At 50.1% G+C, this 25,377-nt stretch carries 17 protein-coding genes; 8 read left to right on the forward strand and 9 right to left on the reverse strand.

Annotated elements, in window-relative coordinates; translation table 11 throughout:
• Positions 1 to 225 precede the first annotated feature (225 nt).
• Positions 226 to 405, forward strand: coding sequence for a hypothetical protein (locus tag CWM47_RS00465; protein ID WP_157815868.1), 180 nt, complete (start codon positions 226 to 228; stop codon positions 403 to 405).
• A 438-nt stretch (positions 406 to 843) separates the two neighbouring features.
• Here CWM47_RS00465 and CWM47_RS00470 read toward each other — a convergent pair whose 3' ends face one another.
• On the reverse strand, positions 844 to 6,627 hold the full coding sequence (locus tag CWM47_RS00470) for a putative Ig domain-containing protein (RefSeq protein WP_100985851.1): 5,784 nt from the start codon (positions 6,625 to 6,627) through the stop codon (positions 844 to 846).
• 388 nt (positions 6,628 to 7,015) lie between these two features.
• Entirely contained in the window at positions 7,016 to 11,008 is a 3,993-nt protein-coding gene (locus tag CWM47_RS00475; RefSeq protein WP_170069393.1) for a putative Ig domain-containing protein, read from the reverse strand.
• A 1,156-nt stretch (positions 11,009 to 12,164) separates the two neighbouring features.
• On the opposite strand from CWM47_RS00475, the gene CWM47_RS00480 reads away from it, so the two are divergent.
• Positions 12,165 to 12,794, forward strand: a complete 630-nt coding sequence (locus tag CWM47_RS00480; RefSeq protein ID WP_170069394.1) for a LytR/AlgR family response regulator transcription factor — start codon at positions 12,165 to 12,167, stop codon at positions 12,792 to 12,794.
• A 13-nt stretch (positions 12,795 to 12,807) separates the two neighbouring features.
• Here the strand turns inward: CWM47_RS00480 and CWM47_RS00485 are convergent, their stop codons facing one another.
• Entirely contained in the window at positions 12,808 to 13,566 is a 759-nt protein-coding gene (locus CWM47_RS00485; RefSeq protein ID WP_100985854.1) for a succinate dehydrogenase/fumarate reductase iron-sulfur subunit, read from the reverse strand.
• A gap of 446 nt (positions 13,567 to 14,012) precedes the next feature.
• Here CWM47_RS00485 and CWM47_RS00490 point away from each other — a divergent pair, with 446 nt between their 5' ends.
• Together CWM47_RS00490 and CWM47_RS00495 are read left to right on the forward strand one after the other, a co-directional pair.
• Positions 14,013 to 15,167, forward strand: coding sequence for a zinc-dependent alcohol dehydrogenase (locus CWM47_RS00490; RefSeq protein ID WP_100985855.1), 1,155 nt, complete (start codon positions 14,013 to 14,015; stop codon positions 15,165 to 15,167).
• 11 nt (positions 15,168 to 15,178) lie between these two features.
• On the forward strand, positions 15,179 to 15,691 hold the full coding sequence (locus tag CWM47_RS00495; protein ID WP_100985856.1) for a hypothetical protein: 513 nt from the start codon (positions 15,179 to 15,181) through the stop codon (positions 15,689 to 15,691).
• Between the two features lie 127 nt (positions 15,692 to 15,818).
• Here the strand turns inward: CWM47_RS00495 and CWM47_RS00500 are convergent, their stop codons facing one another.
• Complete coding sequence (locus CWM47_RS00500; protein WP_100985857.1) at positions 15,819 to 16,544, reverse strand: DUF72 domain-containing protein; 726 nt, start codon at positions 16,542 to 16,544, stop codon at positions 15,819 to 15,821.
• A 138-nt stretch (positions 16,545 to 16,682) separates the two neighbouring features.
• Between CWM47_RS00500 and CWM47_RS00505 the strand changes: the two genes are divergently transcribed.
• Complete coding sequence (locus CWM47_RS00505) at positions 16,683 to 17,171, forward strand: response regulator (protein WP_100985858.1); 489 nt, start codon at positions 16,683 to 16,685, stop codon at positions 17,169 to 17,171.
• A gap of 8 nt (positions 17,172 to 17,179) precedes the next feature.
• Here CWM47_RS00505 and CWM47_RS00510 read toward each other — a convergent pair whose 3' ends face one another.
• From CWM47_RS00510 to CWM47_RS00520, 3 genes are all read right to left on the reverse strand, one after another.
• Positions 17,180 to 17,962 carry a LytTR family transcriptional regulator DNA-binding domain-containing protein gene (locus CWM47_RS00510; RefSeq protein ID WP_100985859.1) on the reverse strand — a complete coding sequence of 261 codons (783 nt, stop codon included), beginning with the start codon at positions 17,960 to 17,962 and terminating at the stop codon, positions 17,180 to 17,182.
• Between the two features lie 63 nt (positions 17,963 to 18,025).
• The gene (locus tag CWM47_RS00515) at positions 18,026 to 18,439 is read right to left on the reverse strand and encodes a response regulator (protein ID WP_100985860.1); all 414 of its coding nucleotides are present in this window, start codon (positions 18,437 to 18,439) and stop codon (positions 18,026 to 18,028) included.
• 62 nt (positions 18,440 to 18,501) lie between these two features.
• The gene (locus CWM47_RS00520) at positions 18,502 to 19,815 is read right to left on the reverse strand and encodes a sensor histidine kinase (protein WP_100985861.1); all 1,314 of its coding nucleotides are present in this window, start codon (positions 19,813 to 19,815) and stop codon (positions 18,502 to 18,504) included.
• 312 nt (positions 19,816 to 20,127) lie between these two features.
• Here CWM47_RS00520 and CWM47_RS00525 point away from each other — a divergent pair, with 312 nt between their 5' ends.
• Both CWM47_RS00525 and CWM47_RS00530 read left to right on the forward strand, forming a co-directional pair.
• On the forward strand, positions 20,128 to 20,733 hold the full coding sequence (locus CWM47_RS00525; protein ID WP_100985862.1) for a hypothetical protein: 606 nt from the start codon (positions 20,128 to 20,130) through the stop codon (positions 20,731 to 20,733).
• 41 nt (positions 20,734 to 20,774) lie between these two features.
• Positions 20,775 to 23,051 (forward strand): hypothetical protein, encoded by a 2,277-nt coding sequence (locus CWM47_RS00530; RefSeq protein WP_100985863.1) that lies wholly within the window; start codon positions 20,775 to 20,777, stop codon positions 23,049 to 23,051.
• 128 nt (positions 23,052 to 23,179) lie between these two features.
• On the opposite strand, the gene CWM47_RS00535 is transcribed toward CWM47_RS00530, so the two are convergent.
• Positions 23,180 to 23,809: a DUF4142 domain-containing protein gene (locus tag CWM47_RS00535; RefSeq protein ID WP_100985864.1), complete on the reverse strand. Its 630-nt coding sequence runs from the start codon at positions 23,807 to 23,809 to the stop codon at positions 23,180 to 23,182.
• Positions 23,810 to 23,842: 33 nt separating this feature from the next.
• Positions 23,843 to 24,367: a ferritin-like domain-containing protein gene (locus CWM47_RS00540; protein WP_240625656.1), complete on the reverse strand. Its 525-nt coding sequence runs from the start codon at positions 24,365 to 24,367 to the stop codon at positions 23,843 to 23,845.
• 235 nt (positions 24,368 to 24,602) lie between these two features.
• Here CWM47_RS00540 and CWM47_RS00545 point away from each other — a divergent pair, with 235 nt between their 5' ends.
• Positions 24,603 to 25,334, forward strand: a complete 732-nt coding sequence (locus tag CWM47_RS00545; protein WP_100985865.1) for a hypothetical protein — start codon at positions 24,603 to 24,605, stop codon at positions 25,332 to 25,334.
• Positions 25,335 to 25,377: the final 43 nt, after the last annotated feature.

The raw sequence follows: 25,377 nt of genomic DNA on the forward strand, positions 1-25,377 counted from the left end.
CAGCCTTATCCTACTGGCGCCGAAACTTGACCGGTCAAACTAATCAATTAAAGCTACCTGCCTTATAGACCAAAACAATATATAAATCTTTATGCTTTATACACACTAACAGGTATAATAAATACTAAAATGCTAACAAGATCATCTGTTGTTTTTGACGAAAATCAAAAAAGGTTTATTTCCCTTTATGATCGGTATTCACCTTCGTTATGGGGCCTAATTTTAATGGCTAATCTTCCGCAATTTCAATCAGAAACTATCTTACTGAACGTATTTACGATAGCCCTGAAGCAACTCAATCAAAACCAGATAACCGAAAAACAGTTCTTTGCTACGTTACTTAAACTAGCCTGTAAAGAAGGGTTACCATTGGCTTGCCTGCAATCAGTATGGGACAAGCAATAAGCTTCAACGAACTAATTTCCAGGCCTATATTTAGGCTCAGTTAAACTACAAACAATTGATATACAGAGACTTATCTCTATATCCACCCGATAATCCTTAACCCCCAGAAATTAATTACCTTTCTAAAAACAGTTCGGTATTTGGTTTATTCATTTACCGATATCTTTTTTTTTCTCTTTTTTAGCCAACCGACGAGGTGGACTTACTACACTAAACTGGACATTGTGTTAAGCATGATTTAACATGATGTTTCACACAGGCGACCCTGCATGAAACCAGTAGGCAGTAAAACTCAACTTCAACATGCGGCCGACTTTGATGCAGCAACCCCGTATTTATTGATAATCAAAAAAACTCCAGCCCTGCAGATCGCCAAAATTGGTTTAGCAACATGCAGGGCTGGAGTCCTTTGTTCTGGTTTACTACCTTCAGTCCGGTTTACCGGACATCGCCAATGCGCTTGGCACGTTTGGTTTGCTTGAGGACGAATGGTACACAGACATCTGGCAGACAGTCGCAAACCGTGGTCAATAATGTTACTGTTACGTCCTTAAAACAACCCGATCGATTATAGACCCGAACTGTGTATGATTCAGAGATCAATGGGTTTGTCAGATTGCTGACAAGCACACCACCCGTTGGGATTGACTTCGCCGTTCCAGAGAGTGAAGCCGCTGGATTAAAGACACTACCTGCCGAATACTGATACGTGTTAGACAGATCGAAGCTGCTAAGCTCGATCTTGCCATTGGCTTGCAGCACCTTGCCTACGCAGGTAACGGGAATGGCGGTTGCCTTAAACGCTGGCAGACTATCCTCCTCGATGATGAATGGGCAGCAACTGAAGTCAGGGCATTTGCCAGTGGTGTTGTCAACGGCAAGGCTATAGGTACCGGGGCCGGTTATATCCAGGCTGTTAGTGGTCTGACCTACTATCTCGACATTATCCCTGAACCACTTATAGCTACTACGACCAGCGGGTACTGACAGTTGGAACGTGTAGATATCACCCACACACATGACCACGGGAATGGAGGTACAGACTATCGCTGTATCGCCGGGAATCGTCGCTTTGTTGTAGAGGATGCCTGAACTATCGGCTTTAGCCTGGAAGGTTAGCATCAGACTTTGTCCGGCACTGATGGAGGCTACCTGCCAGGTGCTGATAGGGCTACCCTGGGTGAAGGTCGTACCGACCGGAGCCGTAGCCGAACCAGCCACGTAGTTGAGGCCCACGGTACTCGAATCAGTGACGACAATATTCGACGCGATCGTTGTTCCCGTATTGGTCAGCACCAGCGTGTAGGTCAGGATATCACCAAGTTTGGCTTTGCTTAGGTTAACCATTTTGTCGAGCGTCAGTTTGGTGCTGACAGGCTGAGTGCAGGAAGCCGGTGCGGTGTAGGTAGTAGTGCTCGTACTACAGCCGCTCAGTGTAGCGGTGACGGTATGCACCAGGCCATCGGAGCCCAATCCTGTCAGGCTAAAGGGCACCAAAGTCGCGGTATTGCTGACGGTCAGGGTGGTGGTCATCAGTCCGCTGGTGATGAGGATGGTCCCACCGGTAGTATTGTTGCTCAGGCTCACCATTCCGCTCAGGGTGTAAGTGTTGGTCGCGGAACTACATACCCCCGGCGTAACAGCCAGGCCAATCGAGCAGACCGGGCCGGTATTGATATCAAACACGGTGAGGGGCAGGCTCACCTGACAACCCTTACTGTCGGTGACTCGTAGCGTAGCCGTGAAGCTACCGGCAGCGGTGGGTATTCCGGCAATGAGCCCTGTGGTTGGGTTAAGTGTCAACCCGGTTGGCAGGCTACCCACCGAAATAGTATAGGTGAGTGGAGCGGTGCCCCCCGTGGTCGTAAGCATCTGGCTGTAAGGCGTACCGACCTGTCCGTTGGGCAGGCTGGCAGTGGTCAGACTCAGCGAGCAGACCGTGCACGAAGCGGGAGCGGTGTAGGTCGTCGTAGCCGATGGACCACCCGTCAGGGTAGCCACCACCGTGTGGCTACCTGCGTTGCTCACGCCCGAGACCGAGAAACTGGCCGTTGCCTGCCCCGCCGTGACGGTGATGGTCGTCAGGCTGGCTCCATTATCAGTAATGGTCAGTGTGCCTGCCACCGCGTTGGTCAAACTTACCGTGCCCGTGGCGGTGTAGTTATTGGTCAGCGAGTTACAAGTCGGGATACCAACCACCACCGCTATGGCTGGCGGAGCCACTGTACATGAAGCCGGAGCCGAATAAGCCGCGTTGTCGGTACCGCAACCTGACAGACTGGCGATCACCGTGTGTGAGCCGCTGCCCGAGGTCAGCCCCGTCAAGGAATAAACTACCGAGGTGGTGCTGGCCGTGATGGTCAGCGTAGTGGACTTGGCACCGTCGGTAATCACCAGGTTACCGGCTGTGGAGTTGGTCAACCCAACCGTACCAGAGATGCTGTACTGATTCGTTACTGAGTTACACGTACCCGGCGTGACGATCAGATCCAGCGAGCAGACCGGCAGGGCCGAGGTCGTGATGGTCAGCGATGTCACATCGGTACATGATTTGGCATCGGTCACTTTGATGCTGAAGGCACTAGTAGCAGCCGCCGACGGTATTCCTGAAATCACACCCGTGGTGGGGTTCAGGCTCAGGCCCGAAGGTAACGTACCTATCGAGACGGCGTAGGTATAGGGCGTGGTACCACCTGAGGTGACCAGCGTGCGGCTGTAGGCCGTACCCACCTGCCCATCGGGCAAGGTGCTCGTTACTAGGTTCACCGTACACACCGTACAGCTAGCCGGAGCCGCATAGGTGATAAAGTCCGTTCCGCAATTCGTTAAGCTGGAAGTAACCGTGTGCGAGCCACTACCCGAAGTCAGACCCGTTAATGAGTAAGCCACCGAGGTTGCCCCCGCGGTGACAGCCACTGTGGTTGATTTAGACCCGTCGGTGATGGTGAGCGTACCCGCCACGGCGTTGGTGAAGCTCACCGTACCAGAGATTGAGTATTGGTTGGTGGCTGAGTTACACGTACCCGGTGTGACCACCAGATTCTGCGAACAGGCCGGGGCCGAAGAAGTGACAATGGTCAGTGAGGCCACATCGGTACACGATTTAGCGTCGGTCACTTTGATGGTGAAGACACTGGTAGTGGCCGCTGTTGGTGTACCTGAGATCACACCCGTGGTTGGGTTGAGGGTTAGTCCCGTTGGCAACGTACCTGTCGAGACGGCGTAGGTATAGGGCGTGGTGCCACCCGTGGTGGTCAGCGTCTGGCTATAGGCGGTGCCCACCTGGCCGTTAGGCAGGGTACTGGTGGTCAGGTTAACGGTGCACACTGTGCAACTGGCCGGAGCCGTGTACGTCGTGAAATCTGAACCACAGCCGGGCAGTGTGGCTACAACGGTATGGCTGGCACCGGTAGACGTAAAACCGCTTAACGAATAGGGGATATTTGTATCTGTAGCGCTGACGGTGATCGTTGTGGTAGCCGTACCATCGGTGATGGTTAGCGTACCCGCCACGGCGTTGGTCAGTGATACCGTACCCGAGATACTGTACTGATTCGTGGCTGAGTTACAGATGCCAGGAGTGACTGCCACATTGAGTGCGCAGGGTGCTACGGAGCAGGAAGCCGGAGCTGTATAGGTAGTAACGTCGGTTCCACAGCCGGGCAGTGTCACCACCACGGTATGTGAACCCGATCCCGATGTCAAGCCCGCCAGCGTATAGGCCACAGAGGTGGCCGAGGCAACTACCGCAACAGTGGTCGACTTAGCTCCATCAGTAATGGTAGCTGTTCCTGCTACCGCACTCGTTAGGCTAATGGTGCCCGAAACGCTGTATTGATTTGTGGCCGAATTACAGGTGCCCGGAGTTGCGGTTGCGGTAAGGTCGCAAGCGGCAACAGTATAACCCGCATCATAGTTGAAATTGTTTTGACCTGCGTTTCCCAGCGTAAAGACAATAACCCCTGCTGCATTGGGGTCCGAGTCAATGGCTTCGGTATTACTTCCGCTGGCCGAATTGGGCTTGGTGCTCAAACTCAGCGTACTGAAGGAAGTGGGGAAACAGAGCGAATAACTGACGCCTGCCGTCAGGGTCGATAAACCATAGGCAAATCCGGTGGTGTTGGTACCGGTTGCATCGGTGAAATAGTATTCGCCATTTGGGTTTGTCGTTACGGTGGCTACCGTGGTTGAAGCCGGTCCTTTTAGCGTCACCGTTACACCAGCCAGTGGTGATTCACCCGGATCCTGTACGCCGTTGTCGTTGGCATCATTCCAGACCCGGTTGCCAATCATGATGGGTGGATTGTCGCACAACATGGCCAGATCGCCTAGCCCGCTACCCTTACCAAAGGTAGATACATCTGAGGCATTGGGCACGATCTCTAGTCGTCCCGCAGCGTCGGTACCTCCTTGCTGCTGCCCATCTGATGTCTTATCCCAGGTAATACCGTTCGAATTGAAATCGAAGGGATCAATCATATTGGCGGCTACGAAGTTCTGGCTCAAATTGGTTGTGACCATGCCGCCCGTAAACTGATCAAGGGGTGGGTTATTGATGGAAGCCGTCAAATCGAAAAACGACCATGGAGCCGTTTCTACCGTCGTGTATGCCGGCGCCTTGGCGTAGGTGATATCGCCGTAGGCAATGCCATTGATCAGGTTTGAATTCGTGACGTTAGGTATAAAATTCTTGAATCCCGTCTGGTGTCCGGACCGATCCATCACCCCAATCAGCATGTTATCATTAATATCAAATTCAATATCAGAAATAATGGGCTGAGGGTATATATGATAGGATCCGTCTGACATACCCTTTACCGAAGCTGGCGCGATGGCTGGATACCAGGCGTTCCAGGTCTTCGAGGCTTGTTTTGTGAGCGAATTGCCCAGATTAACCGCCAGTGACATCGATGTGGCCGCTGTCAGGCTGTTGCACTTCATAATATAGTAGTGCAACTGGGCATCATTCTGATTGGTTTCTCCTGAACAAACCGCCCCCACATACAATACCCCATTGTGCTCTTTCAAGGCCCAGGGTCTGATATCGCCACTCCCACCCAGACATGTAGGCGTGGTAACAGCTAGTTTCCAGAGTAGCTTTTTGGTAGTATAATCAATACACAAGACCTGCTGATTGCTCAAGTCCGTTACATAAAGCCGCTTCCCATCTTCAGATAGTTCAATATCGCCAATACCCTCACGACCCATATTGGCCCAGCCCCAGTTATCGCGGCTAGGCGACGTTTTTACACCTAATCCGCGCGAGGAAGCACCGGGATCGGCTGGAAAACCCAGATTAACCGGTGCGTTGGCCTGATCAACGAAGGTGCTGGCATTGATATCAAGCCAGAGCGTGGGCGTGCCAGCGCCCGCCGTTGTGGGGGTAGTCAGATCTATTTCGTAGATAGCACCCAACCCATTCGGGCCAAGATCCATGTGGCGTTTGATAAAGGCCGACAGGTATAATTTTTTTGTATCACGGTTATAGGCTTGCCCCCAAACGGCCCCTATTTCGCTAAATTTCGCAATGTTCTGGTGGGCCTTCCCCTGTCCCCGGTCCAAATCATTAAAAAGCACCACAACCGATTCGGTACCGTTCGATGCCCTTGAACCATTTAAATAGCAAGGGTCGGCAATGATCGGATTGGGTTGGCAATAATTGGCCGCATTGCCAATGCCCAGGTTTACGCTGGTACTGCCACCACTCACAAACTGAACTGATGTACCAGACCCGGTACCTTTAAAGCTATCGTAATTGCTGGCAGGCAGACTGGTGAATTCGACCCGAAACTGACCAGCACCCGTAGTGAGCGTGTACTGCCCCAACGTTGCAGCGGCTGAACTGGTCGTAGTAGTCCCAACAGATGCTCCGGCTGCATTGTAGGCCGTCACCGTGACACCCCCAACGCCGGGTTCAACAAAATTCGCCGTATTATCTTTCGCGCCGTCGGAGTTAAAATCACGGAAGACTGTACCCGTGATTGTTTGTGCCTGCATGCTGCCTGTAAGCACAGCTATCGACATGAACACCAATGTGATCACTAATAGTAGCCTTCGTAAGGAGTCTCGCAACGTTATCTGCCGACAGGCAGCAACGCTGATCCCAGTAGCAGGCCGTATGTCGGAGTGAGTGAGTGGGTAGGTAGGTACTACCGGAAGAGTCATCGCTTTGCTCTTCGGCAAGAGGCCAGGCGACAAGGTAAGCGTAGATGTTAGGTGCATAATGTCTCGAATATTTCACTACCAGATCTAAGCCGTGAGTACAATCATCCATTATCAGGGGACAGTACTTTGCCTTATCTGGCCAATAGCAAAATCAAGGGCGGCAATAAGTATGCTAGAAGCCTTTCGAAGTAGTCAAATGGGGAAAAACGACAAAAAAAAGAGTATAATAGGTAGTATTTAAAAAACTAGAAGAATAGGATTTTTATACACAATAATTTTTTTTGTCTTTACAAAAAGAAAGCCAATAATTCAATAGAGAGATTGATATCTATAAACACACAACAACATTCGCCTTAAAACAACAAACCAGGGACCTTGCTACATAGAAATGGTCCGAAATCGGTGGATTTCGGACCATTTCTATGTACGATTAATAAACCAGCCATTAAAGGGCTTTATGCACTTTTTTAATGACAAAAAGTACACACTTGGCAGGTGGACAGCTACAGATGGTCTGGGGTAGGATGACCACCACATCTTTCTCACAACCCAGCCCATTGCAGATGCGAACCGTGTACGCCTGACCGCCTGCCGTGGCCGGATTGGCTAAGTCAGCCACCACTACCCCACTGGCGGGCACAGGCCGGAGCGTACTGCCCCCGATCACCTGTGCCTCATTGAAGCGACTGCCCAGCGAGACCTGGTAAAAATAGGTGGTCGTATCGGTGGCGCTTAGCCTCCAGTTGGTCACCACAATCCGGCCATCGGCGTTGGCCTCCGAACTGCTGGCCGTGCTGCAGGTGGGTGCCTGGGCCTGCGCCTGGTAGGTGGCGATCGAATCTTCCACGATGACCACCGGGCAGCACGACCCGTCAGGACACTGCCCCACGGCAGTGCCATTGATCACCACCGAGTAGCTGCCCGCCTGGGTAGCCGTGAACGAGCTTAGGGTGGCGCTGGCGATGACCACTCCATTGCGGTACCACTGGTAGCTGGCCTGGCCGGTGGGGGCATCTATTTGAAAGGCATAATCGGTGCCTTTGCAAACATGGATGGGGGGCTGGCAGGCGATGGTGCAACTCTGGGGAGCGGAGTAGGTCGTACTGCCTGTGCCGCAGCCGGTGAGCGTCGCAGTGACGGTATGCACCAGGCCATCGGAGCCCAATCCCGTGAGGCTAAAGGGCACCAAAGTCGCGGTATTGCTGATGGTCAGGGTGGTGGTCATCAGTCCGCTGGTGATGAGGATGGTCCCACCGGTGGTATTGTTGCTCAGGCTCACCATTCCGCTCAGGGTGTAAGTGTTGGTCGCGGAACTACATACCCCCGGCGTAACAGCCAGGCCAATCGAGCAGACCGGGCCGGTATTGATATCAAACACGGTGAGGGGCAGGCTCACCCGACAACCTTTGCTATCGGTGATAGTGAAGGTGACGGTAAAGCTACCGGCTGCAGTGGGTACTCCCGCGATCACTCCCGTTGTGGGATTTAGCGACAGTCCCTCAGGCAGTGTTCCGCCTGCGACGGAGAAGCTCAGGGGTGAGTTACCACCAGTGGTAATGATGGTATGGGCGTAAGGTGTGCCGACCTGTCCGTTGGGCAGGTTGCTGGTCACCAGACTCAGCGAGCAGACCGTACACGAAGCCGGGGCGCTGTAGGTCACCGAGGCTGAGCCACAAGCTGTAGCGCTGCTAATCACCGAAACTGTTTTGGTCAATCCATCTGAAAGTAGCCCAATCAAGGTGTAGGATACAGGTCCGTTGCCGGTCAGTGAAGCGGTGGTCGTTACTGAACCTACCGAAATGGTCAAGGACTGGTTGCCGGTAGTATTGGTTGCCGATATCGTTCCCGTTACTCTGTAGTTATTATTATTAGCGTTGCAAGTTCCGGGCGTAGCTGTCACCGTTAACAAACAAACGGGGGCACTGCTGGTGGTGATACTTAGAGCGGCCACATCGGAACACGATTTAGCGTCGGTCACCTTGATGGTGAAGCTGGCAGTGGTCGCACTCGTTGGTGTGCCTGAGATAACGCCACTCGTGGGGTTGAGGCTCAGACCCGCGGGCAACGTACCCGTCGAGACGGCATAGGTGTAGGGTGTAGTGCCGCCCGAGGTGACCAGCGTGCGGCTGTAGGCAGTGCCCACTTGCCCGTTGGGCAAGGTGCTCGTCACCAGATTCACCGTACACACCGTACAGCTAGCCGGTGCCGCGTAGGTAATGAAGTCCGTTCCGCAACCCGTCAGGCTGGCCACGACCGTGTGCGAGCCGCTGCCCGAGGTCAGCCCCGTTAGCGAGTAGGCCACCGAGGTAGCCCCCGCGGCAACGGCCACTGTAGTTGATTTGACTCCATCGGTGATGCTCAGCGTACCCGCCACGGCATTGGTGAAGCTCACCGTGCCGCTAATCGAGTACTGGTTGGTGGCCGAGTTACAACTGCCCGGCGTGACCACTACGTTGAGGGCGCAGGGAGCTACTGTACACGAAGCCGGGGCGGTATATACTGCATCGTCGCTGCCGCAACCAGGCAGCGACACGGTTACTGTATGTGAGCCGGTTCCTGACGTAAAGCCCGCCAGCGAGTAGGCAACCGAGGTAGCCGTAGCGGCTATAGCTACCGTTGTCGACCGGGTACCATCGGTGATTGTTGCCGTACCGGCTGATGCATTTGTTAGTGATATGGTACCCGAAATACTGTACTGATTCGTTGCTGGGTTGCAGGTGCCGGGCGTAACGGTTACCACTGGCTTTGCGCAGCAAACCTTTGTGGTAACCGTTACGCAATTACTGGTATCAGCGCAGCTACCACGCGGGGTACTACAGTTACCATCAACCGTAGTAACGACTCGATAATACTTCGTTTGTGTCAATACGGTTGGAGTATACGTACTGGCTGTAGCGTTAGCAATATTGGTAAACCCAGCCGTACAGGAGGCCGTACTTTTTTGCCATTGATACTTAATGGTATTACTTCCCGTTGCGGGAGTGACTGTCGTGAATGGGGTCGGAATGTCGGAACCAGCACAAACCGTTTGATTACCGCCAAGAACGGGAGCCGTCACATTGGCGAAATCGACGTTTACTGTAATCGTGAAATCACCGCAGGTACCTCCAACATTCTTGAGTGTAAACTTTCCGCAGCCAATCGCTACGTTCGTTACGGTGAAGCTAAGGTCACATTCGTTAAACGTGATGCCAGCGTTGCCGGTGCTGGCCGTCCAGGTACCTCCACAAATAGGTGCGTTACATGTACCAATGATGTTCTGTAGAAACACCTTATCGCCTACCTGCACGTTACACATAGTGGTATCAACGGTAAGGGCTGCCGCCGTTGGGCAGGCCTCGCTCGCAATTCGCAGCGTTTTGGGTGTTTGGCCAGGCTCATTGGGGGCTAGTGCGCCCGTATATACCATGTCTGAAGGCCTCACTTTTGCTACGCAGTCACCATCGGGCCCACCGGCAATCAGCAATCGATCCCAGGGCGCGTAATATACGATGCCCCGCGCTCCCTCGATACCGCCTGTTGGCGTGTCGTCTTTCTCCATGATGTAATCCACGAGGGTGAAGTTTTTGTTATACTTCAGAATCCACGTTTCCTTGTTGGTATCATCGGTTCGGTCTTGAACCACTATATACATGTTACCGGCTGGGTCATGCGTAATCCCCCACACCTCGTTCGTGTTGCTAATTCCCGAATCGCCAGTACCTGGTTTTAGGGATACGCCAACGCCGGTAATCAACTGGGCAGTATAAGCCGTATGTGCCGTAAAGCTGGCGTCGGTAGGTTTAAAGCGATAGATGTACGTATTCTTGTTATTATTCAACACGTTAAACCCTGCCGTTACGTAGAACGTACCGTCGGGATCGATCTCTAATCCCCAGTCTTTCATCGTTTCAGAACCGTATGAAAAATCACCGTTCAACACAATGTAGCCTTGTGCTGAGCCATCGCAAAGGGAGTAGCGGTTGATGCGGTTAGAGCCATTGTCATCAATGTAGAGATAGCCGTCTTTAGAAACGACATTAAATCCACCATCATTGATAAAGTTGGCGTTCACTACGGTGCCGTTGCACTTGATCTTGGCAATAGGCCCATCACCCGTCTGGCCAATGTACAGGTTGCCGTTCAAATCCTGCCCCAGACCGTGTGGCGTTTTCAGGACTCCACCCGCCGGGAACCAGGATTTGGTGCCCGACGAATAGATCTCAGTAGCCGAGATCCCAGGATTGAGCCTTAATTTGTGAACGTAGCCTATACCGTTACCATTATTATCCTTTGTAACGTCGTTCAGGTACAGGTAGTCGGTTACGGTACAGGTCTGAGCTTGCAGATTTCCAATTTGAAGAAGTATCAATAAGGAAAAAAAAGCAAGTGTCAGCTTACTGGCCCACAAACCAGGAAAAGATGCGCTAGTCCGATTGGAGCGGTTCACTAAGCTCATCAGTATAGTCAAAAATTTATTTTTCAAAGACAACGCCTTGTGGTCATCAACAAAAGATTCTGGCATAGTTTTTGGGAAAGTCAGGATAGAATGTATTTTTTTTCTCATTCGTCACACACATTTGAGTTAATATAGATTTTCTTGAAGCCCAACAAAGAGTCGGGATATATAACGATGCGGAACAATACCCGACCCTCGATGATCACGTATCAGGCTTTCCGTTGGTGGCCCCTGTAGATTTATGGAACGAATGCACTATGTAGAAGCTAATCCACCCCCGGTTAGCCAGCGGAGATTTGCAGTTCAACTTTGGTAGTTGTTGCTTAGTAGCCGATGTCGGAAGTATACACCAAGACCGCAGATCCAGCTAAATTTTTCACCCTGTGTTTGTAGGTAGTATATGCATGCATAATTTGTTCGTACCGAGTCAAAACCAGAGTAACAAATGTTATGCTAAAGCGAATCGGGCAATGAACTTTGACTACAAACGACGTTTTAAGGTATGTAAACAGCATTTCGTGTCTGCATACCTGGTCAGATTAGGCAGATTGTCTATAGTACCCCCGGTGCCGGAGTGAGTTGACAAAAAGTGAGCCATTAATTGCGAAGCCTGTAAATAAAAGTGAGTCCCGCACGCTTGGGCAGTGAAATTTATAGTGGCTTCATTAGCCGGAAACAGGCATTCTCTCTGTGGGCAGATCAATCTACAAAACAAGGTGACTTATGGGCTCCTTTGTCTTAACATCGAGGCATTCACGTTAAGTAATAACGCTCTTGTGCTGAAGGACAACTGCAATCGAGAATACATATTATAGAGAGCAAAGTCCTTTTATATGCTTGTCGTCCTTCTTGGTTATCACAGCCTACATCGGCAGATGTGCAACTGAAATTATTCTGAATGATGTGCACATCAAATTGTTCGTATCAGCAAATATTTATAGTCAATTAAACATGTATTGTATATATTAATATATACATTTAGGCTGTATATATGCTCTTGATTTGATACTATTGCGCAAGAGCAGGTCCAATACACCTCTAAGTGTACGAAATGGTTTCCTCACAATTGACATCGATTTTAACTATAGAAACTAATTTGGTTGACGCGGTTGATTTACAGAAGACCGTCCAGACCATGGGGTTCCCGTGTCCTCAATTGGCTCATAGTCTCGAGGTGGCGCAGGAAGTAATAGCTCGTCAAAACCCCGACATTATTATTTGCAATCTTTTCCTGGATGGTAAACCCAAAGGGTTGGATTTACTCCACCAGTTTCCGGACTACAGCAAGAAGTTTATTATTATAACCAGTTCTCTGGACAGTTCTTTTTATGAAACGACAAACAGCCTGGGCGTAGGAGGCCATCTGGTAAAGCCTTTTCATGCACTTACCCTCCGATCTACAATTGACCGCATACTAGCTACGGTGGAAAAAACGTCCTATCTGTTTGTTAGAGGGTTAAAAAACGCACAAATCCGGATTAACTTTAACGATATATTGTATCTCTACTCCGAACGCAATTATACATTTATTAAAACATCAGACAATCTACACACCATAAAGCGGTCGCTTATTAAGATGCAACAGGAGTTGGATACTCGTTTTATACGGGTCCACAACAGTTATATCATCAATGAAGACCACATCAAATCCATTGCCACCCAAATGGTCTTGATTGAAAAAGAAATCATACCCTTAGGTCGGGCTTACCGCAAAAATCTTATAGATAAACATAACTTAAAGCGATATTCTGCGAATCAACCCGGCAGGCGGGTAATTGACAAATAATTGTCTTTTCAAATCAGGACTCATTCCCGGGCGAAATAAGCTTCGCACCTAAATACTCCCGGTTTAATCTGGTAATGGCTTCCAGAGGAACAGAAGCCGGACATTCCACGGCGCAAGCGCCCGTAAACGAACAAGCGCCGAAACCCTCAGAATCCATCTGGGCCACCATGCGCTCGGCCCGTTCACGACGTTCAGACTGGCCCTGTGGCAAGAGGGCAAAGCGCGACACCTGAGCCCCCACAAATAGCATTGCCGAGGCATTTTTGCAGGCCGCTACGCAGGCTCCACAGGCAATACAGGCCGCAGCATCCATCGTTGATTCCTGGATTTGCCGGGGCACCAGAATCTCGTTGGCATCTGGCGCTGAACCCGTATTGACGGAGATATAACCGCCCGACTGCACGATTCGGTCGAAAGCAGATCGATCAACCGATAGGTCCTTGATGATCGGAAAAGCCCGCGATCGCCAGGGTTCAACAACAATCGTTTCGCCATCCCGAAAGCTCCGCATGTACAACTGGCAAACAGCGCCACCTGTCTGCGGCCCGTGTGCCCGCCCATTCACAAACATGGAGCAGGAGCCGCAGATACCTTCGCGGCAGTCGTGGTCAAAAATGATGGGCTCCTCGCCTTTTTGGGTCAATTCACCATTAAGTACGTCGAACATTTCCAGAAACGACATATCGGGGTCAATATTCGCCAGGGTGTATTCAACCAGTTTACCGGACGTACTGGCATTTTTCTGCCGCCAGACTTTCAGTTTTACGTTCATACCTTTTCTCCTTTGATAAGCCTGAAAACAATAGCCTTCACCTAGGGCTCATCTAGTCTTATAGAGCTTGTTTGTTGCCAGCCATAACTGACTACACTACCTGCCTGCCCAAAAATTTGCTTATTAAAAAAGACCTGAAATGAGGATATGGACCAGCAAAAAAAAAGCACGTCTACGTCCGGAACGCAGTCTAAATCAGAATGCTCGTTAAAATCGGCAGTCAATGGCCAGTTGATGATAAAACCGTAGCCTCACTTCCTTCCCCGGCAAATGGCTTCTTACTTCAGGCAACAGGTTTGTTTACTACCTGTATCAATCGCCTTTGTACATGGCACTTAACATATGAAGTGGAATGCCCTCATCTGTAGGTACCAGTTCTTCAAATTCAGTTTGGGGAACAACAAACGGAAAGACACGGTAAATTTTTAACTCAACGAGACGAGCCTATGCTAGCCATGAATTACCGAGGACCCCGACGGGTCCGCATCGATCATAAACCCATGCCAACAATCAAGCATCCCGAAGATGCTATTGTGCGGGTTACACGCTCCTGTATCTGTGGGTCAGATCTGCACTTGTATAACGGTAACGTACCCGATACCCGGGTGGGTATGACCTTCGGTCATGAGTTTATCGGGGTGGTCGAAGAAATTGGTCCAGACGTTCACAAGATAAAAGTGGGCGATCAGGTACTGGTTCCCTTTAACATCGCCTGCGGAAAGTGTATATTCTGCCAGCAGGGGTTATACGGCAATTGTCATGAGTCAAATTCACAAGCCTCGGCTGTTGGGGGCATCTTTGGTTATTCGCACACCGCCGGTGGGTATGATGGCGGTCAGGCCGAATTTGTCCGGGTGCCTTATGCCAATTTTGGACCTACGGTTATCCCGCCCGACATGGATCCCGATGATGCTGTTTTGCTAACCGACGTGGTGCCAACGGGCTACCAGGCGGCAGAAATGGGGGGTATTCAACCCGGCGACACGGTGGTGGTTTTCGGCGCGGGCCCGGTGGGCATTATGGCTGCCAGATGCGCCTGGTTATTTGGCGCTGGTCGTGTTATTGTCATCGATCATGTGGATTACCGGCTTGAATTTGTCCGGAACTACGCCCCCTGTGAAGCTTACAATTTTAAAGAAATGGACGATCCGGTGGTTTTTGTAAAGAAAATAACCGACTGGCTGGGCGCGGATGTTTGTATTGACGCTGTGGGAGCCGAAGCAGCAGGCAGTGCCCTGCAAACCATTACCGGACGAAAGTTATTACTACAGGCCGGTTCGGCAACGGCTCTTCACTGGGCGATCAACTCGGTTAAAAAAGGCGGAATCGTTTCCATCGTGGGCGTATACGGCCCCACCGACAACCTGGTTCCAATTGGTAATGTAGTTAATAAAGGTATCACCATTCGGGCAAATCAGGCGTCAGTAAAACGGTTACTGCCACGCCTGATCGATCACATACAAAGTGGTGTCCTTAATCCTAAAGCCATGATTACTCATCGGGTGCCGCTGGAAGAGGTAGCGGAAGCCTACAACATCTTTTCCAACAAGCTGGACAATTGTATTAAACCTGTTCTCATTCCGCCCTCGGCCACCTTTTAAACCCAACGTTTATGGAAACGATAGAAACATTAGCAAAAGACTATGCGCATATTCCGGGTTGGGGTATCGATGCTGATCTTAAAAACGATCCTACCTACCCGATTAAGCACCGCGCCGACGGGCCAGCCGACCAGCGGGGATACACTTGGGAGCGGCCACAACAACAACCTGTCGATATAGAAGTGCTCCACTCCATCGAACGGCCAAATTTGAGTGCGGTCTTTGGCACATCTACTCCACCTTCGGGGCTTAGTGGCCGTATCCGTCGGTTTGCCTTTCGATTCAGTGAATCGGAATACGGACACTGGTTGCCCCTACTGATTGCCGACCGGGTCAACGTTGTGGAAGGGATCATAGATGATTTTAAGCACAGCCGAGTGCCTAATATTTTTGCCGAGAAGGGCATGAAAGCAGATTGGAAATACAACCGGCAGGGGCTACTAAAGCAAGCCTTGATTGGCGTTGTGGTAACGACCGCCGTTGTCGCCCTTTTGTCCGGCAGGAAACGCTCAAAAGAAGCGTAAGCGAGGTTAGATCAATTTTCAGGTAACGAGATTATGTAGTAAATTGAATCAGCCTCAACAGGGATTTTCTTTAATAATCCCTGTTGAGGCTGATTCAATTTAGGAAACGGCTATCGGTTTCGCTTAATCAGAAGTGGTTTTTAAGTAGTTGTTTAAACGTCAGGGCATCTTGCTTCATACGACTATTATTGAAGAACACATACCCGGCATCCTCTTTAGGTAATAGCTCTGCCAGGTCAGCTAATTCATCGGTCTCATATTGATATCGCCACCCCTCTCGGCCGTGAAGCCGAAAGTAACACCGTTCCGGTGTCATTGTTGACTGAACAAATGGGTCCACAACATGCCACAGGTCAAGCTCTTCACACAAATCTTTCACAACCTGTTTATCCCACGAACCACGCGGCTCCCAGCAGCAATTGAACCCGTTGCGGTCAATTTGGCTAAAGAACTGAATCAGATTCGATATATGCTCAGGTGTCTGGGAAAAACTGGCGGGACATTGAAACAGGATCGTTTTGGCACCTAACGTCCGGGCACAGGCGAGGGTGACTTGCCAAGCTTCTTCGACAATCGACGTAGGCTTGAAGTAGCCCGCGTCTACCCGTTCCGATTCTGATAGCGTTCGCTTTAGCCGTTTGTAAGTCGGACTTTTTGCGGGATGGGTAATAAGCTGCCAGGCTTTCAGTACAAACTCAAAATCAGCCGGAACCTCTGATCGCCACTTTTCCAATGTAGCCAGCCTGGGCGGCTGATAAAAAGTAAGCTGGATTTCTACACTTGAAAATAGTTCAGCATATGCCGCTTTAGAGCCATTTAGTCCACACGTACCAATCTGTATGTAGCCGTTCATTGTAGCGTTTATTGATTTACTAGCCCTGTTGCTATCGTGCAGATCTAAGCCGCTTTCTCATGGATTTGTCTACTGATTCTCTAGCTTTTAGTTGCTGAGTATTGTAAATTTGACTGTCAACATGCCTAATCAACGTATATGAAAACTCAATCAGTTTCTAATCCAGCCCTGCGGGACAACTTCAGAAATGCCAGCCTGTTAGTTATTGAGGACAATCCTGATCATGGAAAACTAATTAAGGATTCGATCGCTCAGTGTTTACCCGAAGTGAAAATCGCGCTGGTCTCCTCCGAAGCAGAAGCCCTTTCCTTTTTGAACCAGTGCCTCACCGAAGAATGGAATTATCCAAAGCTAATTTTACTGGATCTGTACTTGCCAGAACCCCAGCATGGCTGGCACTTGCTGAATCAAATTAAAGCGATGCCAGCCGCGATGGGTAAAATTCCGGTCGTACTGCTGAGTCAATCAAACAATCAGGCTGATATTGCCGAAGCCTACCAGCGTGGTTGCTCCTCATATCTGGTTAAACCCCGACTGGCCGCCGACTGGCTTCGCTATTTTCAAAGCCTGCGTACCTACTGGTGGGAAACCGTTACCCTACCCAAGGTTGAGATTTCTCTGTTTTAGTCAACTGGCTAAGCGGCTAATTGAACAACCATCAACCAGTAATCCAGTAGCTGGTCGAGTGTTTGAACCAATAACGATGGGTCGTTCGGGACGACCACCACAGAATTGGCGTCGAGCAGATACGCCTGCATCATGTTTTCTCCCGGTGGTATCATATAAATTACCGGAATGGCCCGCAACCGGGTATGCGCCTTGAGTCGTTGCAGAGTCAAAATACTATCGGCCCGATCGAGTCGTGAATCAATCAGAATTAGTGCGGGCCAGTCGGCAGGAGAACTAAGCAGTAGCGCGGAGGCTAGTTCTGCTCCAGCACCGGTGGACTGCAACATATAAGGCACATCCAGTTTATGGAGGCATTGCCGGGTTAACAACAACATATCACCGCACATGATCACCTGTACCCGCAGCGGTGCAACAACTTCCTGCGCCAAATCAGGTGGACTGGCTACCGACGATTCCATAAAATCAACGGTGGCTTCAGTGGTTTGTAATAACTGAGCCACTGCTCTCCATCGCCGTCGGCTCACCGGCAGTTCGGTGCCATCCACCAACCGGACCAATCCGGCCATTTTGGGCCGGGGAGGCTGGTGAACACTGGCAACACAAGCCGGATTAATAAGAGCTGTTTTATGAATGCGGATAAACGTTGGTAGCCGTTCTTCAAAATAAACTAAGGGTTTAGCCAGTAAGCGTCGTTCGCCATTTCGAAATTTGAGCCAGGCATAGTTATCGGCCCCAATGAAATAGGCCAGTAAAGATGGCTGTTCGAGAAGTTGGTGAATGAGTAGCACGATCGTTTTGGTTTTACTTTAGATGAGCAGCAGATGAAAATTCCGGTCAGTTTTCCAGCTGCATCAAGGAACTATGCCGCTCCTTGTATCGACCCAGTAGGCACAGACCTGTTTGAATAGCTTCTTCATCGCATCGATATTCATGGGTTTTGCCAGACAGGAATTTGCTCCGGCCTGGTAACACGCCTGAATTTCGCCTTCTGCGGTTTCACTGGTTATCATCACCACCGGAATCGGTTTCCAGTCTTGTCTGGCCTTGAGTTGTTGTAAGGTCTGTTGCCCACTCATTTCCGGCATATGCAGATCGAGCAATAATAAAGATGGCCGTTCCGGATTCGTTTGCAGGCTATTCAGCAGTGTCTCACCGCTTGAAAACAATAAAACTGCATACTCAGGCAGGAATTCAACAAACACGTACTGAACCAGATGCAGGTAATCTGCTTCGTTATCGGTTACGTAAATTAATGGCTTATTCATGCAAACTTATCGGTTTTACCAGGTGCAAAACAGGTTGAATCCAGTAGGTAGAGTTTGATTTTTTAACCCGCTGCCTGTGCATGGTTATACAACATTGGCAACCGGATACGGAATAAGGTGCCCCTGCCGGTAATACTTTCGATCTCCAGATTAGCACTCAACAGTTCGCATAATCGCTTCACTATCTGCAACCCAATTCCTTCGCCCTGTTTTGTCTTATGGCTCAGCTCACTCAGTTGTTCAATCGGCGGAATGATTGGCACATTGGTCGGCAAAACACTTACCGGCTCTGCTGCATCGACAGATAATACACTGGTTGCTTCGACGGTTGGCTTGAGTTGATCACCGAAAACACCGGCTAATGTGGCGGGCAAACCCGGTCCTGAATCCTGAACACTCACGATCCAGCGGACTTCATTCTCCAGTGCCCACGAAATCGAAATGAATCCGTCCGATGTGTATTTCAAGGCGTTCAGCAGTAGATTCTGTATAATTCGCTGTAGTTTAACGGGATCGGTTTCAACAAGCAGGGAAGCTGGCCCTTCGGCCCGAAGTATTAGTTTTCGCTCGGCTGCAAGTGTCTGCCCACCCCGGATCATATCATGCAGGAAGGGCGCAACGTCTATCTGCTCGATCTGTAGTTTTTCTTCACCCGCTTCCAATCGGGAGAGGTCCATCAAATTCGTCAGCATCACCTCCACGTTGGCCAGATTACGGTTTAGCATATCCAGATACTGCACCCGCTGGTCTTCAGATAACCCCTCCAGCTTCAGCATATAAGCCGCTCCATTAATAATGCCCAATCCCCCTTGCAGGTCGTGGGCCGATGCACGCAGCATCGTACTCCGCTCCTGAGACAGGGTGGTCATTTTCTCCACAACCTGCTGAAGAGTAGCCGACCGCTGAACGGCTTCCAGCCGTTGCAGTTCATCATACTTAACAACGCTTCCCTCCATAGCTTCCTGCATGATGAGGGAAATCTGCTGGGTAACATTCAGTAAGAGTTGAGCATCTGTCTGAGGGAAAAGGCTCTGAAAACGCCTAAGCTCGCTGTACAGAATTTGGGTTAAGTGGGCAACTTCCCGCATGGTATCGATCAACGACAGCGATTTTTGCCAGCGATGCAGACCATGCGCCTGGGCTGTCAGCGCAGGATCAACCTGGGGGGCTTTTCCCAGCAGTCGTGCTTCCAGAATATCTAAAATCAGCGGAAGCAAATTATTAAATTCTTCACGGCTCAATGAAAAGGCTTTGGTTAATGTGGTATCCTCAAGGCAAGCCGTTCGCCAGTTGTTCAGGATGGTTTCCCGTTGCGCAAATAAATAGGCGACAATGGCCATTAAGGGTTGAGGGCTGTCAGAAGAAGAAGGTGCCATACTATAAATTGATGTATAAACGACCGATGGCGAAGAGGGCGAAAAACGCCCTGCCTTATAAACATCCTACAGGCCCTTAATCACCTTATTCTATCAACTGTTGTGAGGTAGTGGTTCCGGCCAGGCCAATTAGCATGGGCAAAGACCAACCTGTACCGTTCCCTTACTTCCGTTCTCTCAGTGGCGATACATCGTGTATGGGTGGGTTAAGATTACCTGAAGCATACTCCAGCAGTAATCAGATTATTAGCCGTAAAAACGAACTATTGATTACACGGAGTGATCAAGGCGCTTTTTAACACGTAAACGCATATGAAACTCAAAGCTGTTGTTGGGCAGATTCAACACGAAAGTAAACTCATACAGGGCGAGGCCAGCAGGGATATAATCTATGAAAGTCATCATACCTATCCCGACGAATCGGCGGCTGGGAAAGCCTTTACCAATTCGATAGCCAAGCTGCTCAATGTGAACAAATGGACGGATTTGTCCAGCCTTTCCGCCGATTTCGCGTTGTATGATCCAATTGGCAGGTCCAAACCCAATGGACCCGCCGAGATCGGGGATTTCATACAGATCAAATTACCCGGTCCGATGCCGGAAAACTGGGTTCGGGTCATTCATGGGCAGTCAAGAGATACACTAGCCGAGTTTACCGTTCAGCCCTGCCCGGACCCAATGGCCAATAAACCCGATCAGATCGAGCATTTTTTTGCGGAGCAGGCCCGCAGTACTTTCCGGGTCGAGGTATCCGGTTGTACAATCAGCGCGTATGAAATTGGCCGGCATGAATCCATCAATAATCAACAACCCCAGGCCGGTGAGCGTGGGGTTATCAACACGATCATCGCCGAAGCGGGTTGGCTTTTCTACCAGAAAATTCAGTGGAAACTCCTGACCGATTATCTGGTAGAATAGCCAAAGCTCATTTATCTACAGGCGATTTCACGTAACGACCTATGGAAACCAAATCGTACAACAGTCCGACTTACTGGCAATCTTTTACCAAAACAGACGAGACGTCCCAGTGGGTAGCGGGCCTTGATGAACAACTGAAACACGCCACGCATCGCACGAAGCTCCCCCTGCAACTCAAAAAAGGTCAGCTTACCGTTTGTCTGACAGATACGTCGTTCTGGCTCATTTACTCGTTCGATACAGCCGGTCATCTGGCAATCCGCACCTGCTTCGACCCCCAGTCGATCAAGGGCTATACAGTAGGCAAATCGACTAAGAACAAAGTAAACTATCAGGTTGAAGGAGCACTAGGTCAGTTTACCGTTACCATCGAACTCCCGGAGGGTGAGACTCCCCTACTTCGCTATACGACCACATTGGTAGCCGGGCAGCCATTCACCATTCAGGCATTTCCCCGGGATGTATATGTGTTGGATAAAGACTATAAGCCTACCACCACGCAGGGTATGGTATATGTTACCCAGAGTGGGCCAACCTCTGGCCTGGCTTATCTGTCTGTAACGAAACCACGGGAAGGCTCTCTACTCTATTTTCAAAATCTGACGGCTCTCAATGATTTCTGTCAGACGACCCAAACCGATCCGTCGGGTACAGTAAGTGTCAAATGGCCGGAGATAGGATTTGCCTTACCCACAACTGAAAAACCCCTACCCGCCGGAAAAGAAATTACGCTTTCAGACGCCTTTCTTTTTATTAGCGACCTAATTCCCGAAAGCGAATTTGACGCTGCGGATCAGTTTCTGAAGGCAATGGCCGGTATCTATCCCCTGTTGCCCAAGCCGGAGATTCAGTATTATCACTGGCCCAAAGCCGCCGAACAAACGATCGAAGCCCTGGCTGAATCGGCCAACTGCGGACGCATGATCCAGAAAAAATACTACCTCAATGCTTATGTGGACGCAGTAAAAAAACCACCCGAAAGCATGGTGCAACTGGCCATTCTGGTGCCGCTCTGGGAATACCAACGCTGGGCAGAGCAAGCGGTGCCACTGGTCGAGAGCCTGCAGCAGAACTTACCTTCGTTTTACAATGCGAAACAGCAAACATTCATGCGCTGGTTGCCCGCCGGGACGTTTGCCGAGGATAAGGAAAGCCGTAGCGAGGAACAGGACCCCCTTAAAATAGACTCCTGGTATCTGTTGCATACGCTGATGAATCTGGGCCGTCTGGCCGATCAGGGCAATATGCAGGCCAAAGATTTGCTGTTTAACTCACTGGAATTTGTCATAAAAGCAGCGCACCACTTTGCTTATGACTGGCCAGTATTCTATAATATACGAACGCTGGAGGTTGTCAAGGCTGAAACCGATAGCGGAAAAGGGGGTGAACTGGATGTGGCCGGGTTGTACACCCACGTGATGATTCAGGCCTATGAGTTTACGAAGGAGCAACGGTATCTGGACGAAGCCATAGTCTCCGCAGAACGGCTCCGGGGCAAAGGTTTCGAACTCCTGTACCAGAGTAATATCACGATTATGAGTGCGCTGACATTAGCCAAACTCTGGAAAATTACGGAAAACCGGTTGTACTTCGATCTCAGTCGGCTTGGGGTTGCCAATGTCATTGCCCGGCTGTGGATCTGGGATTGCCGGTTCGGTTTTGGCCAGCAGCGAAACACCTTTATGGGCGTTGCCCCCCTGCGCGATGCTCCCTATCTGGCCGCCTATGAAGAAGGTGAGATTGTAGCCACCATGATCAATTACATCAAGGAAGTAGGACGGGATGTTCCTGACTCGATCCGGATGTTCTTTTCAGAATACACAAAATATCTTCTGCACCGGGGCCGCTATTATTTCCCGTCGGAACTAGCCGCTGATTCTGTTTGCCAATCGCCCAAAGAAGGGCGCATTCTGGTAGACCTGCCCATTCCTCTTGAAGATATGCCAACGGGCTGGAAACAGGCTGGCGCCGTTGGACAGGAGGTTTACGGCGGGGCACTAGCGTATATCCTGGCCACCTACACGTATAAGCGGTTTGAAAACGTACCCGTGATCATTTACTGTAATTATCCCATTTATCAGTCGGAATACCAGCTTACAGGAAAAAACAGCGGTTATGTCATTTTGCGGCTGAGCGGTACGGCCGACTATACCTGCTGCATACGTCTTCTGGCGAAGGGTCGGCAACTACCCAGTGTGCAGCTTCTGGACGAAGATGATACCACCAGCGAACCATTGAACCCCATAGAAACGGATAAACACTATCAGGAATATAAGGTCAGGGGCAACCTCCGACTACGGGTGGAGTGGACGAACTAACAACTGGTTAACCAGCCTGACGGGAAGTTCACTCATGATCATGAGTAAAAAAAGTCGTTTTCCTATACCAATACGGGTGGTAACATGATATGTTACCACCCGTATTGGTATAGGAAAACGACTTAGGCTTACAGCTTGGCCATAATTTGCTTCGCTACGGTTAAATGGGTTTTTACCAGTGGGTGAGCAGCTCTGGCAACACCTTTCAAACTTGCGTCAGATGCTGTTGACTCCACTGTCGACATAACCGTATCAAGTTTTTCATGGCCTTTCACGCCACTTTCGCTTACATACAGTCTATCAAACTCCGCTCCTGACATCCCCTGCATTTTTGTTACCATTGCCTGGGTGTCCGTATCGGGGGCCGAGGGCAGCGTGATACCTTTTGCCGAAGCAATTTCTGTTAGTTTAGCCGACAACCCAGTTTGCTCATCAACTTCGGCCTGTGCCAGTTGGCGAACTTCCTCGTTAGTAGCTTTTTGCACAGCCACTTTACTCACTTCCAGCTGCATCATACCGCCCTTAGCTACCTGCATCATCAAGCGTTGATCGGCATCGGAAAGCTTGGCTGCACTTGCCGTAACGGCCCCTACAGCCGCTGCCCCTTTTTTGTTCTGACGATCGAATTCTGCTTTACTTTCTTTGCCCACCTTTGTAGCTGCACCAGCAGACATGTTGCCATTATTTTGCTGGGCCAGAGAAGCGCCCGATACCCAGATGGCCAGTAGGAAACCCAATGAAATTGACTGAATTTTCATAACGTATTGCGTTGTTGATTTGATAAAATTTTATTACTGCTGAACCGCTTTTTGATTGACCGAGCTCATAGCAATGTAGGTCAGTTTCTCATCGGCCGCTTTCTCTTCTTTCAAGGTAGTTTCCAGCAAATTGGCAACCTCCATCAGGCCCGTTTGCAGGGCCAGCGTTCGGGCCGTGCCGTAACTGGCAATTTCGTAATGCTCCATTTTCTGGGCAGCACCAATAATAGCGGCATCGGCCAGAGGACCGTCCTCCAGTTGATCCAGCAAGTCCTGTGCTTCGTCAATAAGCCCTTGCATAGCCAGACAAACTTCACCATCCGGGTCAATTCCTATCTGGCGGGCAATCTGTTCCAGGCGGGTTACCTGACTTTCTGATTCGCGTTGATGGACCTGCAAGGCCTGACGAAGTTGATCGCTCTGAACCCGCTGAACGAGTTGGGGCATCGCTTCCAGAGCCTGCTTTTCGGCCGAGTACATATCCTGAATCGTGTGCTCAAAAAATTCATCCATTGTTTCCATACGTCGATTGTCAAGCTCATTTGTTCGCATTGACATAGGAAGAACCTTGAATTTATAATTATAGCTTTCAATAAAACGCCTGATGTGAGGAAGTGGCCCTTTACTAAATGGGTCTACACACGGGACCGTTCCCTCACAGGAACGAAGCCTGCAATGTCCATTAAGAAAGGATAGATGTTGTCTCTCTAAAATTCTATCATCTGCTACAATTTCATGACGTACACATATACCCGACTTATAATGAAACGGGATAGAAAATCGATTCCCGGTAATGTTGATTAATCGCCAGTTGAAAACCCTTTTGTTTCTTGTTGGACTAGCCTGCTGGAGCCTCAGTGTCTCCGCCCAGCAAACCATTTTTAGTGTTCCCTCGTCCGACATAACACCAACTGGAAAGATACTGGCTCAACAGCAGGTTGACATCAGTAACGAAGAGTTACGTTCGTCGACTACAGTCGATTATGGACTGGGGCACGATTGGGAAATCGGATTTAATCTGTATAATCTGGATTACCTTCCGCAACAACGCACCTGGCAGCGGAACGATACTACCACCCAGATGCCCTATGCACCCTTGCTCCTTTTAAATGCGCAGAAAACAATTAAGCTAACCGAAAGCCTTCACCTGGGAATAGGCGGTCAAACCGGTTTAAATCTGTTCCCTACCGAGCACAGTTCATGGATGGGCTGGGGCTATGTGAATCTGGGAGGCAGCTTTTTCAATGAGCATTATCAGACAGTAATCGGTGCTTATGCGGGTAACCATCGCTATCTGGCCGATGGGGCAACGATGGGAATGCATCTGGGCATCGATGCGGGCATCTGGTATGAGAAACTGCACGTGCTGGGCGACTGGGCAACGGGCACGCATGAATATGGCCAGTTGGTGCTCGGCCTCGAAGTATATTTGCAGAAACATCTGCCGCTGGCCCTTGCGTGGCGCCGATCCAATAGCGATGGCAGCCAGGGGGTGGTTATTCAATTGACCTATACCCCAAAATAGTTTTTAGAAACCGCTCGATTGAACGCCAGTCTTCATGCTATAC

Origin of the sequence: Spirosoma pollinicola (assembly GCF_002831565.1) — a bacterium.
Taxonomy (GTDB): domain Bacteria; phylum Bacteroidota; class Bacteroidia; order Cytophagales; family Spirosomataceae; genus Spirosoma; species Spirosoma pollinicola.